This is a genomic window from Oceanicoccus sagamiensis (genome assembly GCF_002117105.1).
Lineage (GTDB): Bacteria > Pseudomonadota > Gammaproteobacteria > Pseudomonadales > Dasaniaceae > Oceanicoccus > Oceanicoccus sagamiensis.
Genome location: NZ_CP019343.1, coordinates 576,386 through 593,582, shown reverse-complemented (window position 1 = coordinate 593,582; position 17,197 = coordinate 576,386). Strand labels below are relative to the sequence as shown.

General features: G+C 48.2%; 11 protein-coding genes. All 11 read left to right on the top strand.

What is annotated here, in order from left to right; translation table 11 throughout:
* Positions 1-12: 12 nt before the first annotated feature.
* The 11 genes from BST96_RS02655 (at position 13) to BST96_RS02600 (ending at position 16,974) form a co-directional block, all read left to right on the top strand.
* The gene (locus tag BST96_RS02655; protein ID WP_085757198.1) at positions 13-1,635 is read left to right on the top strand and encodes a tetratricopeptide repeat-containing sulfotransferase family protein; all 1,623 of its coding nucleotides are present in this window, start codon (positions 13-15) and stop codon (positions 1,633-1,635) included.
* 766 nt (positions 1,636-2,401) lie between these two features.
* Positions 2,402-4,717: a TonB-dependent receptor gene (locus BST96_RS02645; protein WP_085757196.1), complete on the top strand. Its 2,316-nt coding sequence runs from the start codon at positions 2,402-2,404 to the stop codon at positions 4,715-4,717.
* Between the two features lie 246 nt (positions 4,718-4,963).
* Entirely contained in the window at positions 4,964-7,117 is a 2,154-nt protein-coding gene (locus BST96_RS02640; RefSeq protein WP_085760460.1) for a TonB-dependent receptor, read from the top strand.
* Positions 7,118-7,317: 200 nt separating this feature from the next.
* Positions 7,318-8,109 (top strand): enoyl-CoA hydratase-related protein, encoded by a 792-nt coding sequence (locus BST96_RS02635; RefSeq protein WP_085757195.1) that lies wholly within the window; start codon positions 7,318-7,320, stop codon positions 8,107-8,109.
* A gap of 50 nt (positions 8,110-8,159) precedes the next feature.
* Positions 8,160-9,371: a CaiB/BaiF CoA transferase family protein gene (locus BST96_RS02630; RefSeq protein ID WP_085757194.1), complete on the top strand. Its 1,212-nt coding sequence runs from the start codon at positions 8,160-8,162 to the stop codon at positions 9,369-9,371.
* Positions 9,372-9,375: 4 nt separating this feature from the next.
* On the top strand, positions 9,376-10,161 hold the full coding sequence (locus BST96_RS02625; RefSeq protein WP_206045387.1) for an SDR family NAD(P)-dependent oxidoreductase: 786 nt from the start codon (positions 9,376-9,378) through the stop codon (positions 10,159-10,161).
* 15 nt (positions 10,162-10,176) lie between these two features.
* Positions 10,177-11,757: a thiolase C-terminal domain-containing protein gene (locus BST96_RS02620; protein ID WP_240554929.1), complete on the top strand. Its 1,581-nt coding sequence runs from the start codon at positions 10,177-10,179 to the stop codon at positions 11,755-11,757.
* A 45-nt stretch (positions 11,758-11,802) separates the two neighbouring features.
* Positions 11,803-13,383, top strand: coding sequence for a long-chain-fatty-acid--CoA ligase (locus BST96_RS02615; RefSeq protein ID WP_169713877.1), 1,581 nt, complete (start codon positions 11,803-11,805; stop codon positions 13,381-13,383).
* A 39-nt stretch (positions 13,384-13,422) separates the two neighbouring features.
* Entirely contained in the window at positions 13,423-14,229 is an 807-nt protein-coding gene (locus tag BST96_RS02610; RefSeq protein WP_085757191.1) for an SDR family NAD(P)-dependent oxidoreductase, read from the top strand.
* A gap of 81 nt (positions 14,230-14,310) precedes the next feature.
* Positions 14,311-15,555, top strand: coding sequence for a cytochrome P450 (locus BST96_RS02605; protein ID WP_085757190.1), 1,245 nt, complete (start codon positions 14,311-14,313; stop codon positions 15,553-15,555).
* A 96-nt stretch (positions 15,556-15,651) separates the two neighbouring features.
* Positions 15,652-16,974, top strand: a complete 1,323-nt coding sequence (locus BST96_RS02600; protein WP_085757189.1) for an aldehyde dehydrogenase family protein — start codon at positions 15,652-15,654, stop codon at positions 16,972-16,974.
* Positions 16,975-17,197 lie beyond the last annotated feature (223 nt).

Below are 17,197 nucleotides of genomic sequence, written 5' to 3'. Positions count from 1 at the left end.
GCGCCATTGACTATGACCACTAAAACGACAGCTACAACTACAACTACAACTACAGCTAATACTCAAACTCAAGTAACCCTCCAGAGTGTCATCGCGCGGGGCTTTCGGGCACTGTCGCAGGGTAAGTTAGACGAGGCCCGTGGTTGTTGTATGGCGGTACTTAAACAGCAGCCCAACAATGAGCAGACCCACTTTTTAGTCGGCTTGATTGGGTTGGCCAGTGGTGATCGAAAAAAGGCCGCCCTGGCTTTCGCTACCGTTACCCGTCTCAATCCCGGGCATGTAGCTGCATGGGCACATCTTGCAAAATTGCAGGCGCAAAATGGGCAAATTAACCGGGCCGATCACGCCCTGGCCATGGCGGTAAAGCATGAAAATGGCGATATAGCCGAGGTACAGGATGTGATTGCCTCATGTTATTCCATGCTGGGAGAGCACCAAATAGCCCATCAGTGGTTTAAAAAAGCCGCTGCCAAAGCTCCCGATAACTTGTCTATTAGCGTCAACTTAGCCAGCAGCCAGATATTCCTAGGTAAAACGCAGGCGGCAAAATCTCAGCTGACTAAAGTGTTGGCACTTGCGCCCAACATTGGGCAGGCTCATTGGTTACTCTCGGGGCTGGCTAAGGCGAATAACACCCAGCATATAGAGAGCATTGAAAACCTGTTGACTGACCCGTCGATACCAAGCCAAGCCGAAGCCTTTTTATGTTATGGCGCAGGCAAGGAATGCGAAGACCTGGAAAACTGGGATCAGGCCTTCCGTTATTTTGAGCGAGGTGCCAAGGCACGGCGCAAACATATTAGCTTTGACAATGCCCAGGAAGAAGAGACGTTTAAGGCACTAACAAACACCTATACCGAACAGTGGTTGGCGAGCCAATCTGACTATTGTGATACCAGCGCGCCGATCTTTATTGTCGGCCAGCCTCGCACGGGCACCACTCTGGTGGAGCGTATTATCACATCCCACTCGCAGGTACATTCAGCGGGTGAGTTAATGCATTTTGGCAATGCGGTGCGCCGGCAAAGTAACTATGAGGGCAGTGAACGATTCTCGGCGTCGCTATTTGAGTCGGCCGCAAGTCTGGATGGAAAAAAGCTGGGCGCAGCCTATATGACCAGCACGGCCAGGTTAAGGGGAGACGCCCCCCATTTTGTTGACAAGCTGCCCTATAACTACCTGTTTTTACCGCTTATTCTGGCCGCGTTGCCCAATGCCAGGATTATCCACTTAGTACGCGACCCCATGGATGTTTGTTTTTCGGTCTATAAACAATTATTTGCTGATGCCTATCCACACTCCTACGATCTTGAAGCAATGGCTAAGCATTTTGTGCGCTACTACCGCCTGATGGAACTTTGGCGACAGCGCTTCCCTGGCCGATTTCTTGACGTGCGCTATGAAGCGGTAGCGGCTGATGTGGAAACGGAAGGTCGACGGATTATGAATTACTTACAACTGCCATGGGAAGATGTCTGTGCCAATTTCCACCAACAGGATACGGCGGTTACCACCGCCAGTGCTGTGCAGGTAAGGCAGCCCGCCCATACCCGTTCAATAGGGCGCTGGCGTCGCTACGAAAAACAATTACAGCCGGTACGGGACAGACTGCTTGAGGAAAATATCATTTGAGATAGTGCTCAGGCATTTCCCACATACCCATCCCACATAGCCATCCACTGCTGTCTCATAGTTTTGCATGGGCTGGGAACGAGCTGTGCTGGGTAGGAGTTTGTGCGACACGCTGCAAGCCATCCCTGTACCCAAAACACTCCCTTCGGTCATGGGGCCGGCCCGAATGGCACTGCTTTAAGCTTAAAATGCTGTTGTAGGGTGGATTATAATCCACCAGCCGTTAATGATTTTCAGGCCGATGGTGGAATATATTCCACCCTACAAGGCTAGCATCACGTTCACGATTTTTACCGCCATTGCAGGGCTTTACATCGGTTTTTCAACAAAAGTTCAAAGAATACGTGATCTAAAAGGTAGTGAGCTGTCTGTTTTTAGGGGCGTTAAAATGCAGGGAGGACGACTACGGGATGTTAGAACCGTCCCCTAAAAATAGACAGCTTACTGCCGGATGGTTAGCGTAAACCCAGTTAAAATTCATGTCCCGAATGCGCCTAATGTAATCTAGACTGCGCCACCAAAGAGCCTGCTAGCAATAGTGAAATAATTGTGAGACAGCAATGCATAGCCCTCCCACATACTCATCCAGACTTCAAGTACTACGACAAACGACTAACGCCTTAAATTAGTATACTAATCTATTGAATGATTTCTTTTAGTATACTAATATCGGCCTCAAGATTTGAGCCTGATGGTGGCTATACCCTCTCCATGGCTTTACCAAAGACAAAAAAAATAATGTTGAAGACTTATTTGGAGAACAATAATGAGAGCAAGTAATCCCTTTGCCTTCCCCCTGACTGCAATCGCTTTATTAGTGGGTGGAACACTGGCAGCCCCCTATACACTGGCGCAAAGCGACTCCGGCCTGATGCTGGAAGAGGTGACCGTTACTGCGCGGAAGAAGACGGAATCATTGCAGGAGGTCTCGGTTGCCGTCACCGCCTTTTCCCCTGAGATGATTAAAAACCTCGGTTTGGTCAGTGTCCAGGATATACAAATGATGACGCCGTCATTGAATATTTATCCCTCTGAAGGTGCCTCAGCGAGCCCCATTATTGAACTTCGAGGGCAGATACAGGGTGACTCTACGGCAGTCACCCTTGATCCATCGGTGGGTATTTATTTCAATGGTGTGTATCTGGGCCGTGCCCAGGGGGCCATGAGTGAGATGTTTGATATCGCTGGAATAGAAGTGCTCAAAGGTCCACAGGGGATACTTTATGGCCGTAACTCCACGGGTGGTGCGCTTAAGATTGAAACGGTAAAGGCTGATCCCAGCGCGGGTCTTACGGGGTTTGTGTCGACGACTGCCGGTAATTATGACGCCCAGATTGTTGAAGGGGCGATAAACCTGCCAGTGACTGACAGCGCAGCGATCAGAATTGCGGCTCGTAACAATCAACGAGATGGCTGGAGTGATCAAGTCATTATGGGGCCAGACGGGGTGGTGACCGACCACGTTGAGCTTAACAGTATCGATTCAGAGACCTATAGAATTTCGGCATCCTGGGATGCGACCGATAGTCTGTATATAGAAGCCGGCGGTGACTATTGGGATGCAAACGACGTGGGTACCTTGCTAAGGCAAAGAGGTGGCGATGTATGGACGGGTTTTGAGTTTATTCAGTACGACAACGATCGTAGTGTCGGTGTTGCCTATGTACCTTCCGATGCCAATGCCAGTAATGAGGGCTATTACCTGTCACTGGAAAATGAGTTTGAATCATTGACTGCAAAAGCCATTCTGGCTCATCGTGAATGGAGCTTTTACCAGCGTTTTGATTTAGCAGCGACCAATCTTAATATTGCTTTCCCGGAGCTGGATCAATTTGGGGATCAAGACAGTGTAGAGCTACAGCTCTCCGGTGATGCTCTGAACCAGGATCTGCAATGGATGGTGGGCTTATATTATTTCAAAGAAGAGGCGAGTGATTATACCAGCGCACTTGATGTGCAAGGTATTGATTTTGCGGATTTTGTCTTTGACGGTACGGCGGAGTCAGAAAGCCAGTCTATCTTTGGTCATCTGGTTTACGCCATCAACGAGCAGTTTTCTGCGCAACTCGGGCTGCGTTATACCCAGGATGAAAAAAGCATATTGTCCAGCAATATTGATGGATATGCATGGTTTGACGGCGATGGTGAGAACCTTGATAAGGAGGCGGTTACCCTTAACCCTTTGGCTTGTCCCTTTGGTTGGGAAACTGACACCAATACCTTTACCCCAAAGCAAGGTGTAAAGGCGAGTGCTACTGAGTGTGAGGCCGATTTAACTGAAGATTATGAGTATGTTTCCTGGACCGTAGGGCTGGATTGGTTTTTCAGTGATAAGGGCATGGCCTATATCAAAAATAGCTTGGGCCAGCGAGCGGGGGGACAAAATATCCGCGGTGGTGGTCAGGTCGTGTTACCGATTGGTGGTGAGACAGTAGATTCACTAGCCCCCTTTGACCCTGAGGAAGTGTTGGATACCGAGGTTGGTATCAAGTACGACACAGAGAATGGCCGGGGCCGAATTAATGCCGCGTATTTTTATACGGACTATTCAGAGTATCAATACTCGGAGATTATCGGTGTGTCGACCTTCGTCTATAACCTGGGTGACGCCACCATTCAGGGCTTCGAAGCTGAAGTGTCTTATTTACTGCTTGAAGGTTTGATGGTGAGTGGTTTCGGCAGCTATCTGGACTTTGAATATGATGAAGCGCTGTTTCAACAAGATGCGCCGAAATATAAGTATGGTTTCACATTCAGTTATAGCCTGCTGCAAAGCTATGGTGAATGGCTGTTCACCACTAACTATTCTTACACGGATGGCGTAGAGGTGCTGAATGTTGACTATGTCAATGACTTCGTTCCAACCGATGGCTACGAGTTGGTTAACGCACGTGCAGCACTGATGCTTGACTCGGGCTTAAGTATTGCCGTGTTTGGCAGGAATTTAACCGATGAAAAGTATATGAACGCGGCCTTGGGGTCCACTGCTGCTGACTTTGGTTACGGTGATGTGGAAACACTGCAGGTGGCCGCTGATGGTGAGCCCCGGATGTATGGCGTTGAGCTGTATTACGAGTTTTAGGTCAACAGGCTTAATGCTATCGCCCTGTTATACAGGGTGATAGCTATGTTTTAACACGCTATCCAATATAGCCATTAGATATTTAAAAAGCATTTCCTGACATTTTTAATCTAACCACTTCCAAATTTCTTGCTATGAATAGTTGATAGGCTATTTATAGTATACTAATATATTAAAGGTATACTAATTGCTGCTTTGTTGCTTGAGCTGGTTATGGTTCAAACTTACCTTAACGGAATCATTGATATGAAAAGAATGAATAAAACGCTAATTGCCGCTGCCATTACTGCTGTGATTTCCCCCCTATCGGCCAATGCTCAACTTGAAGAGATCATTGTTACCGCACAGAAGCAAATGCAAAATGTCCAGGACGTGCCCATTGCCATTAGCAGTGTTGATAATGCGCTGCTGGCTAAGGTGGATGCCACCGTCGTTACCGATCTGATCCCGATGATACCGGGGCTGACCGGTTCACAGTACGGGCTTGCGACCAACACTTGGGCGCTGCGTGGCATCAGTAGTAATGACTGGAGCATCGGTTCAGAGCCCTCGGTAGGTGTTTTCTTTGATGGTGCCTATATCGGTAGGAATACTTTTGCCACGGGTGCGTTCTTTGATGTCAATCGGGTTGAGGTGGTCAAGGGCCCTCAGGGAACATTGTTTGGCCGTAATGCTTCGGCTGGCGCCATCAGTATTGTGTCCAATACGCCAGAGGATGTAACTACCCTTGAGTTGGGTGTGGCTGCCGGGGATGAGGGGCAACGCAAATTGGATGTTGTGGGTAACTGGGCAGTCAGCGACACGCTGGCCTTTAGGTTGGCCTATGCCGGTGATCGCATTGAGGGGCAAAGAGAAGATGTGAGTAATGGGACAGAGGCTTTTACCGATAGAGACAGTGTGCGGTTGATGACGCGCTGGAACCCTACTGACAGCCTGGAGGCTGTGCTCAGGCTAAACTACAGTGAGGCTGATTCCAATTATGTTAGCCCCTACAGTACTGACTTTAATACCGCTGATCCGGGAGAAAAGTTTCCCGATAAATATGCCCTGACCGAAACCAGTCAGCCGGACTACGAACTGGCACGAAACCAGGGTGCTGGCCTGAACCTGACATGGGAGCTGGATGATGATATGGAATTTACGTCTATCACCGATAGTCGTACAGGCACCAACCAGTTCCGGGAAGACCTTGATGGCACTGCTGCCGATGCTTTAATTGATGCTGCCTTCTTTGGCCCTTTCGGTACCGGGGGTGCGAACGCTGTTTTCGATCAAGAAGGAGAAGCAGACACACTGTATCAAGAGTTTAGATTGAACCGTTGGGGGGATGAACTGGATTGGTTTGTCGGTGTGAGTTACTACAGCGAGGAGCTTGACGCAGTCCCGGGTGAACTCGCTATTGATGATACGCTTTTTGGATTTGGGACCCTCGCGTTAAGCCGCTTGGAAAACCGCGCCGATACAGATTCCTACGGTGCATTTATTGATGCCACCTGGCATGCGACAGAAGATCTTTCTATCTCTAGCGGTCTTCGCTGGAGCCAGGATGAAAAGGACTTTTGCAGCAATGTGCCGGTTGACGATATTGAAGTTACTGCACCCACTGCAGGCGCCGTATGCGAAGACGAAAGCTGGAGTGAGGTAACCCCTCGTCTTGTAGCGCAGTATGATGTGGGTGTGGACGCTATGCTTTTTGCCAGTGTCGCCAAGGGTTACAAGGGCGGTGGTTTTAATTTCAGCCCAGTTGATTCCGATGGAGATGGTGTGGGAGATAGCGTTCCTGCCTTTGACCCCGAAACCAGTATCGCCTATGAGCTTGGGCTCAAGTCCACCTTGCTTGACTATCGACTACAGTTTAATGGCTCCATCTACTACACCGATTACTCAGACTTCCAAATGCAGACAGTAACAGGGGCCGGAGTCCTGATTGATAATGCCGGTGATGCAACAACCCAGGGTGTGGAATTAGAGGCCCGCTATAACCCTACGGGTAGCCTGATCTTAATGGCCACTTATGCTTTTCTTGATGCAGAGTTCAGTTCTGGCGACTTGGACGGCAATGACCTGGCTTTCGCCCCCGAGAATACTCTCTCGCTGGGAGTGGATTATGAGCACGGTTTTCTAGGGGGCAATCTCAACTGGTTCGCCGTGTATAACTACACCGATGATTATTACTTTGATGGGGCCAATGAGGTTGATGAGAGTAGCTACGGGATAGTCAATGCCAGAGTCACCTATACACCGGTGAGTGAGAGCTGGGATATTGCAGTGGCCGTGGACAATATTACCGATGAAGATTATGCCGTTGATCGCGGCATAGCAGATTTTGGTTTGGGAGACGAGCAGCTATTGCAGGGTGACGGACGCCTGATGAGAGCTGAATTTAATATTCGGTTCTAGCGTCGGGTTCATTGGGAGCGACTTTCTCTATAAAGCGTTTCTTATCCCTTATCCGAGGCTGGTACTGGAGACTGGCCTCGGATTTTCATTGTTAACGTTCACAAAAGCTATCCACTCAGTTGAGACGATATTGAGGCGATATTGAGACGATATTGAGAGGATAGCCATCATTTCGTTTAATACTATCGAGAAATAATTTTATGAAAAGTAGTCATTCATCACCGGTACTGGTTGAGGAGCGTGGCAATATTTTGCTCGTGACCATCAATCGCCCAGATTCCATGAATGCCCTTACTCCACAAACTAACACGCAGTTAGCGCAAGTTTTTCGAGACTTTGAAGCTAATCCGGAGCTGCGTGTTGCCATTCTCACCGGTGCAGGTAGCAAAGCCTTCTGTTCCGGCAATGACCTGAAATTTACTGCAACAGCCACACCGGAACAACGCAAACAACCCGCCGAAGGCTTTGCTGGTTTAACGTCCTTTTATGATCGTAAGAAACCCGTTATTGCTGCCGTTAATGGCTTCGCTTTCGGCGGTGGTTTCGAGATTGCATTAGCGACTGATATTGTCGTTGCCGCAGCACATGCCCAATTTGCCTTGCCGGAACCCAAAGTGGGCTTAGCCGCTTTAGCCGGTGGTATGCATCGCCTGCCGCGTCAAGTTCCCCTTAAGCAAGCCGTAGCGGCCATGATCACCGGTGACCCTATCAGCGCAGAGCGCGGTGAGCAGATGGGCTTTGTTAATAAAGTGGTACCACAGGAGCAGTTACTTGAAGCCGCTATCGACTATGCCAACAAGATCATTGCCTGCGCGCCGTTGTCGGTTGAAGTGACGCTGGCCACAGTTAATGAAACCTTAAAATACGACAGTGTTGAGCAAGCCATGTCACTGGATAGTGCTACACGAGAGCGAATTCTTGGCTCTGAAGATTTTAAAGAAGGTATTCAGGCGTTTGTTGAAAAACGTAAACCCAACTGGCAAGGCCAGTAAGCCGCACTAAAAAACCGCCGCTATTTGAGCTGCTTTTTGAGAGATAGAGTATGAGTACAAGTACGAATAAAAAATCTGGCCCACTGGCGGGTGTCAAAGTTATCGAGATGAGCACGGTGGTGTTCGGTCCTTATGGTGGCCAAATATTTGGCGACCTTGGGGCTGAGGTGATTAAAGTTGAAGCCGGCTCCGGCGATGTGATGCGGCTGCCTGGCAACACACCGGTGAAGGGCATGGGCCCCATCTATATGGCCCTTAATCGCAACAAACAATCCATTCAGTTAGACCTGTCCAACCCGGCGGCGCTGGGCGCTATGAAAAAACTGTTGGTCGATGCCGATGTGTTTTATACCAATGTGCGCATGGGCGGGCTTGAGCGTTTGGGTTTGAGTTATGACTTAGTCAAAGCGATTAATCCCAATATACTTTTTGTGCACTGCACCGGTTTTGACTCCGATGGCCCTTATGGTGGCCGTGTAGCCTATGACGATGTTATTCAGGCGGCAGCGGGTTTTACTGATTTGCTGCCGCGGGTGGATGGCAACAGCACGCCCCGATATGTGCCTTCATTAATCGCTGACAAAACAGCGGGGCTACATGCCGCTTACGCCACCATAGCTGCGCTCTATCATCGCGAGCGCACAGGCGAGGGGCAATTTGTAGAAGTGCCGATGTTTGAAGCCTTTACCTCTTTTAATATGATTGAAAATCTTTATGAACACACCTTTGAACCAGCTACCGGTGATGTGGCTTACACCCGTTCCATCGACCCTAATCGCAAACCGTATCAAACTCAGGACGGCTATATTTCTATAGTGCCTTACTCGGCAAATGACTGGAAAGTGATTATGAGTGTGACGGGCGTTGAGGGTATTCTCGAAGACCCTCGTTTTAGCACCTATACCGAGCGTACCAAACATATTGGTATTCTTTACGGTATGTTGCATGACATTACCCCCAGCAAAACCACCGATGAGTGGTTAACCCTGTTGCAAGCCAATACCATCCCCTGCATGAGAGTTAACCGTCTGGACGAGGTTCGTCACGACGAACACTTGCAGGCCACAGGTTTCTTCACGCCGCGAGAGCACCCTCAAGTGGGCAGCTATTACAGTATCAAGCACCCGGTAAAGTTTAGTGAAACGCCGGCCAGTGTCCGCTCTGATGCACCCATGCTTGGGGAGAATAGTAAAAATATTTTGATGGGGCTTGGCTATGATGAAGCCGAGATTGCAGAAATAGTAAAGCCTAAGGCGCAATGAGGTTATGGCGCTGATGTTTAATGATTCGTTGTTAAAAAATAAAGTTGCACTAGTCACCGGAGCTTCCAGTGGCTTAGGCGCACATTTTAGCAAAGTACTGGCTGGCGCTGGAGCGACAGTAATAGTGGCCGCCAGACGAGTAGACAGGCTTGAGGCATTAGTGGCTAGTATCGAAGAGCAGGGTGGTTCAGCTTTTGCCGTGGCAATGGATGTTCAGGATGAAAAAAGTATCCGTGCAGGCTATGAAAAAATTGAAGCAGAAGTCGGTGTTGTTGATGTATTGGTTAATAATGCTGGAGCCAGTGGTGATACAAAACTGTTGGCATCGGTAACACTGGAAGATTGGGATTTTGTCATGGGTGTCAACTTGCGTGGTGCCTGGATCGTTGCGCAGGAAATGTGCCAGCGTTTAATAAAAACTGAAAAGAGCGGCTGCATTGTTAATATTTCATCTCTTTACGGCTTGCGTGAAAGCTTGGCAAAAGTGCCCTACAACGTCTCTAAGGCGGCGGTTGCCCAGCTGACCAAAACCATGGCTGCCGAGATGACACATGCTAATCATCCTATTCGTATCAATGCCTTGTGCCCCGGGTACTTTTTAACCGAGTTAAATGACGATTATTTCAATGCTGAAAGTGGCGCTAACTATATTAAGCGCACGCCAGCAGGGCGCTTGGGGCAATTAGAAGAATTAGATGGGCCGTTACTGTTATTGGCCAGTGATGCAAGCTCGTTTATTAACGGTGCTTTATTGCCCGTAGATGGCGGTCATGCGATTAAGCCGATTTAAATTGAGACTATAGTGATGATGGCAACAGCTACAACCAACACGACTTCGATGACTACCAGTGAGGTGTCACTGAATACGCCGGTGTTAATCGGTTTTGGTCAGGTAGTGAAAAGAGACATCAGCACCGCTGAGCAAGTGTTATCACCGGTAGCATTGGCGAGTCAGGCGGCACTACAAGCTATTGATAAAGAGCAAGAGCTTGCCAGTCAGATCGACACCTTGGCCGTAGTCAGATCAATGATAGACAACCGAGCCGAAGGCCAGCACCCCTTTGGTACCAGCAATAACCCGCCTTTGTCGGTAGCCAATCGTATAGGCGCGAAACCAGACCGGCTTATTTATGGCCATGTGGGTGGGCAGAGTCCACAGCAGCTGGTGAACGAGATGGCGGAAGCAATTTATGCCGGCGATTCTCAAATGGCGCTTATTTGTGGCGCCGAAGCCACCGGCGCGATGAAAATGGCGCTGCGTAATCAATGGCCATTGGATTGGTCTGAGCAGTTGGACAATCAATGTGAAGATAAGGGCGTTAAGCGCTTAACCACAGATTTAGAACGCGCTCACCATATTAACTATCCGATACACACCTACGCCTTATTTGAAAATGCCTGGCGCTATAAACACAGCTTAACGGTAGAGCAGCATCAGGCATTGATGGCACAAATGATTGCCAGTTTTAGTCAGGTCGCGGCGAACAACCCCTATGCGCAATTTCCTATTGCCAGAGACCAGGATTTTTTAAAAACCCCTTCAAAAGATAACTTTGCGGTGAATACCCCCTATAACAAATGGTTAGTCGCACAGGATGCGGTTAATCAAGGCGCAGCCGTGCTGATGACGTCGGTCGGCAAAGCGAAGTCTCTGGGTATTGCTGAAGATCAGTGGGTTTACCTGCACGGCTATGCCGATGCTGAAGATAGCCATGTTTCACAGCGCCCCGACCTAAGTGGGTCTAATGCGATTAAAGCAACGACCCAGCATGCTTTGGCTATGGCGGATAAGACGGTGGAAGATATTGCGCTGCTCGATCTTTATAGCTGTTTCCCCATTGCCGTATTAGCGGCCTGTGATGCCTTGGGCATTGATTGGCAGGGTGAAAAACCCCTAACGATTACGGGCGGCTTGCCTTGTTTTGGTGGCGCGGGCAATAACTATAGTTTGCATGCCATCGCCGAGATGTGTGAGCGTTTAGTCAAAGCACCGGGTGAATTTGGTCTGGTCAGTGCCAATGGCGGTTTTCTCTCGAAACAATCGGTTGGGGTTTACTCAACCACAGCGGTGCCGCACTGGCAGCCAGCGTCTCCTGATTCAGCGCAGCAGGCACTTGATCAACAGCAGACAGTAGAGGTTCTCAGTCACTATAACGGCGAGGCCATTATCGAAAGTTATTGTCTGATTTATGCAAAAGGCCAGCCCGATACAGCTTGTGTTGTTGCAAGAGTTGAAAACACACAGCAGCGAGTGTTGGCAAAAGTGGCCAGCGGTGACGCTCAGACCTTGGCGTCACTATTACCCAGGCAGCCAGAGCCCATTGGTCGTAAAGTAACAATAGCCTCAGAAGATAAACAATGCTTTTTTTGTTTTGCAGGCCATTAAACAGCATTAAGTAACGTGGAATCGCTGATAGCGATGGAGAAAAAAGTGAGAAAAAACGCCATAACCGCCATTGAAATGCTGGATTATTATGTCCGTATTAGTGGCGACAAGCAGGCATTAAAGCAAGGCTCGCAGATATTAAGCTTTGGTGAGTGGCAGCAGCAGGCGGACAATTTGGCGAAGGCTTTGTCAGCGTCCGGTATCACCGGCGGCGACCGCGTAGCCATCATGAGCTATAACCGTATTGAACAGTTTATCCTGCTTTATGCCACCATGAAGTTGGGGGCTGTTTATGTGCCCATCAATTATCGTTTAGCCCCGCAGGAAATTGCTTATATTCTTCAGCAGTCTGAAGCAAAAATTATTTTTTCTGAAAGTGACGAACTCTGTGCCAATATCGATGCCATTGCTGCTGATACTTCACTCAATCATTTTGTACGTCTGGATATAGAAACAGAGGATAAGCCCAGCAATAGTCGTTGGCAAAGTTTAACAACAATAGGTATTGATAGCCCTGATACCGTAGTGACCTTTGAGCCATTAGCAGACACTGTGGTTTACCAGATGTATACCTCCGGCACCACAGGCTTCCCCAAAGGGGTGATGGTGACGCAACAACAGCTAGCCAACTTTATTGTCTCTTCGATATTGATCCCACCGCGTATTGATGCTGGAAAACCCCACTTGATCGTTGCTCCTATTTTTCATGCGGCGGCTTTATGTAACGGTATTGTGGCTTTGTGCATGGGGCGTCCCGTGGTGATTCTAAAAGAATTTGAACCCTTGCAATTAGTTGAGACCCTGGTCAGTGAAAAAATCTCTGAAGTGATGTTGCCTCCGGCATTGATACTGGCGGTGTTGACATCCATAGATAATCTTAAGCAATACGATTTCTCTCACCTTGAAAAAATATTTTACGGCGCGTCTTCCATAACAGTCGATGTATTACGGCGGGCGATGGAGGGTTTTCAATGTAACTTTCAGCAAGGCTTTGGCATGACCGAGTCCGTTGCCTCCACCGTTATTCTTACCATTGATGATCATCATAAAGCGCTCAATGGTCGCCCGGAATTATTGCTTTCCTGTGGCCGAGCTGCCGCGTTTGCCGAAGTCAATATTGTTGACTCAGAAACCCGTAAGGAGCTGCCAAGGGGAGAGATCGGTGAAATTGCCGTGCGTTCATCGTTTCTTATGGAAGGTTATAGCAAGCAAGCGGATAAAACCGCCGCCGTGTTTGAGAATGGTTGGTATTACACCGGCGATGGCGGTTATATGGATGAAGAAGGCTATATTTTTATTAAAGATCGCCTGAAAGATATGATTATTTCCGGTGGAGAAAATGTGTATGCCACAGAAGTGGAAAATGTACTGATGTCCCATGCCGATATTACTGATATTGCCGTTATTGGATTAGCGGATGAAAAATACGGTGAAGCGGTGGTGGCTGTTTGTGTAAAAAAACAGGCTAGCTCACCTTCAGATGAAGAACTGATTGAGTACTGCCGCGATCAGTTGGCGGGCTATAAAATTCCAAGACGCTATGAATACCTTGATGAGCTGCCACGCAATGCATCGGGTAAGTTATTAAAGCGTGAGCTCAGAGAACGTTTTGCGCATTCACAATAGCAAAGCAAAAAAACCTACAAGAATCGAGGAGAAGTGACTATGCAAAATTTTGATTTAACAGGAAAGGTCATTGTTATTACCGGTGCAGCTAAAGGTATTGGTGAGCAGTGTGCTTACGACCTGGCCGATATGGGCGCTACGATAGTAGCCACCGATATTGATAAGGCGGGTGTCGAAGCCACCGCCGCTAAAATCCTTGAGTCTAATGGCAAGGCCATGGCCATCAAACACGATGTGACCAGTGAAGCTGATTGGGAAAAAGTGGTTGCAACGTGCAAACAGCAGTTCTCACGGTTGGATGTGTTGGTCAACAACGCGGGTATCATGATGAATATTCCCTTTGCCCTGTGCAGTTATGAAGATTTCAAAAAGCAGCAGACGATCAATGTCGACAGTGTTTTTATCGGTTGCAAAGCGGCTTATGAGTTAATGGCGGAGTCAGGCAAGACCACGGCGGGTAGTTCCATTATTAACCTGTCTTCTATCTTCGGGCAAATATCAGGCCCTATGCATTCGGCCTATTGTGCGTCAAAAGGTGCGGTGCGTATGATGAGCAAAGCCATGGCGGTTGAACTGGGCCGTATGGGGACAAAAATTCGCGTTAATTCCGTACACCCTGGTCCCGTCAATACTGAGTTGGGGCTTAGTGCCGCAAAGGATGCCGAGAAACTGGGCCTGGTAGACGATGCCGATGAGAGAAATAAAATGGTAGGCACTTTGTTTCCCATGGGGCGATGGGGTGAAGCGCAAGATGTCGCCGGTGTTATCGCCTTTCTTGCCGCCGATGCCTCGCAATTTGTTACCGGTACCGAGTTGGTTGTGGATGGTGCTTACTCCATTGTGTGATTGGCGTAGCGTTATTTAGCCGACGTTTTTACCTAATACAATATTTCAAAAAATTTCAAAATAAATTTAAAGAGAATGATCATGACAAAAGTTGAAGAGCTCACTAATCCCGCCTTATTCGCTGATGAAGATCGTTTACATAAACTTTTTACAGCGTTAAGAAAAGACACGCCGGTTTGTCGTGTTGAGCCTGAAGAGTATCGGCCATTTTGGGCGGTGACACGCTACGAAACCATCAAGGATATTGAGCTGGATAACGAGCAGTTTCTCAGTAACCCTCGATCTATTTTACGACCTACTGAGGTCGAGCAAGCAGCTTTAAAAGCCTTTGGTACCGTTAATGCATTGGAAATGCTGGTCAATATGGATGGTGAGCGACATAAAAAAATGCGCAGAATCGGACAAAATTGGTTCTCTCCAAAAAACATCAGTAACTTGCGCGGCAATGTAGAACAGTTAGCAAAGACAATGGTTAATCAGATGGCATCTCTGGGTAGTGAGTGTGACTTTGCCGCTGACATTGCTATGTATTACCCGCTACGTGTACTGATGGCCACGCTGGGTATTCCCGATGAAGATGAGGCTTTTATTCTAAAATTGACTCAACAACTGTTTGGCGGTGAAGATGAAGATATGGCGCGAACCGACGGGGAAGAGACGGGGGCGGCGACCAGAAATGAGGTGCTTAGGGATTTTCATACCTACTTCGGTAAGCTAATTGAAGAAAAAAGAGCCAACCCCAAAGACGATCTTGCCACAGTGATCGCCACGGCAGAAGTCGACGGTGAAGCTATTAGTCATTTGGAAGCGATTTCCTATTATGTTCTCACGGCAACGGCCGGTCACGATACTACCAGCCATACCTTGGCGGGCGGTATGCGGGCATTAATAGAAAATCCGGATCAGCTGCGTTTACTACAAGACAATCCTGACTTAATTCCTGCCGCTGTTGATGAGATGCTTCGCTGGGTGACACCGGTGAAAAGCTTTGTTCGTACCGCCAAAGATGACTGTGAAGTGGAGGGCGTTAAGATCAAGGCAGGGGAGTCACTAGCGCTTTATTATCCATCGGCCAACCGTGATGAAAGTATCTTTGATGAACCCTTTACATTTGATGTGACGCGTAAACCCAACCGGCATTTAGCGTTTGGTTTTGGGCCACATGTTTGTTTGGGTATGCACCTCGCCAAGATGGAACTTGTCTCCTTTTTCCAAGAGTTGTTACCCCGCCTCGACAGTATTGAGCTGGCCGGCGAGCCTCAAGTAGCAAAAGCGATTTTTGTCACGGGGCTTAAAAAGCTGCCGATTAAATTTACTATGAGTTAGGTTTTTGAGCATGTTTATTCCATCATCGAACTCATTGAAACAGCACCTTTAAAACAGTACCTTTAAAACAGTACCTTTGAAAAAAAGTAGAATACTATGAATAGTGAAACCTCAGTCAGCGAAATAAATCGTATCTTTCAGTTGCAGTCCAAGCATCAATGGCTGGTAAAGCGTTCTACTGCAGAACAGCGTATTGCCAAGCTTGCGCGACTAAAGTCAGCCATACAGTCTCGGGAAGCCGCCATCAGAGCAGCACTCTATGCCGACCTTCGAAAATCACCCGAAGGTGACGAGGCAGAAATAACTGGCTGCTACACCGATATTGACGATGCCATCAATAATCTTGCGCAGTGGATGAAGCCGGTAGATATTGAATCGTCTCCAGGCTTAGAGCATGCCCGCCCGCGACTGACCTATGAGGCAAAAGGTATTGTGTTGTTGTTTGGTCCCTGGAATTTTCCTTTCTGTCTGGTGTTTCAGCCGTTGGTCGCTATAGTGGCCGCCGGTAATTGTGCGCTGGTCAAACCTAATGAAATGGCACCGCATATCAGCAAAGTGACCGCTGAAATAATCCGTGACGTGTTTGATGAGCAGGAAGTCGCTGTCTTTGAAGGTGGCGTTGAATTGGCCAATCAATTGTTAGAACAGCCGATCAACCATGTGTTTTTTACCGGCAGTCCGGCAGTGGGTAAGATAGTCATGGCAGCAGCAGCACAACATCTGGCGTCGGTGACACTGGAGCTGGGGGGCAAAAATCCTGTCGTTATCGACCGCACCGCCAATATTCAAGAAGCCGCTCAGAAAGTGGCGGCCTGGCGCAATATGAATAACGGGCAGGTGTGTCTGTGCCCGGAAAATATTTGGGTGCACGAAGAGCAAAAAGAAGCATTTATTGCGACTGTGCAAGCCACTTACCAGGCGATGTTTTATGTAGACGGTGCATTAAACACCGAGGCTACCGGAAAAATAATTGATGAGCGCAATCTGCAACGGGTAAAAGGCTATATTGATGATGCTCGTGAAAAAGGTGCGACGGTAGTCTGCGGTGGTGAGGTGGAAAATCAAGCGGTACATCCAACTTTACTTACCGATGTGCCCGCTGATGCAAAAATTTTGGCTGAAGAAGTCTTTGGTCCTATTTTAAGTGTATTTACCTACAACGATATCGATGAAGTTATCACCACGCTACAGCAGCAGCCCAAGCCCTTGGCCATGTATTTGTTCACTGAGAGCAATGAGTTTGTTGAGTTGATGCTACAAAACACTTCCTCCGGTGGTGTGACGGTTAACGACTGTGCTATACATTATCTTGAACGCAACCTTCCTTTTGGTGGTGTCAATACCAGTGGTATTGGTCGTTACCATAGCATTCATGGTTTCAAGGAGTTATCCCATGAGCGTGCGGTGTTGCATACCTAAAATGTAGTATGGGCGCTCGATAAAATACAGGGCCGGCCCGAATGGCACTGCCTTAAGCTTAAAATACTGCTGTAGGGTGGATTATAATCCACCAGCCGTTAATGATTTGCAGGCCGATGGTGGAATATATTCCACCCTACCCAGCTGTCATTCCCACCGAAGCCTGCCCTCGAGTGTTTTAGTTGGGGGCGGGAATGACAGCAGTTTGTTCCCACGTTATCTA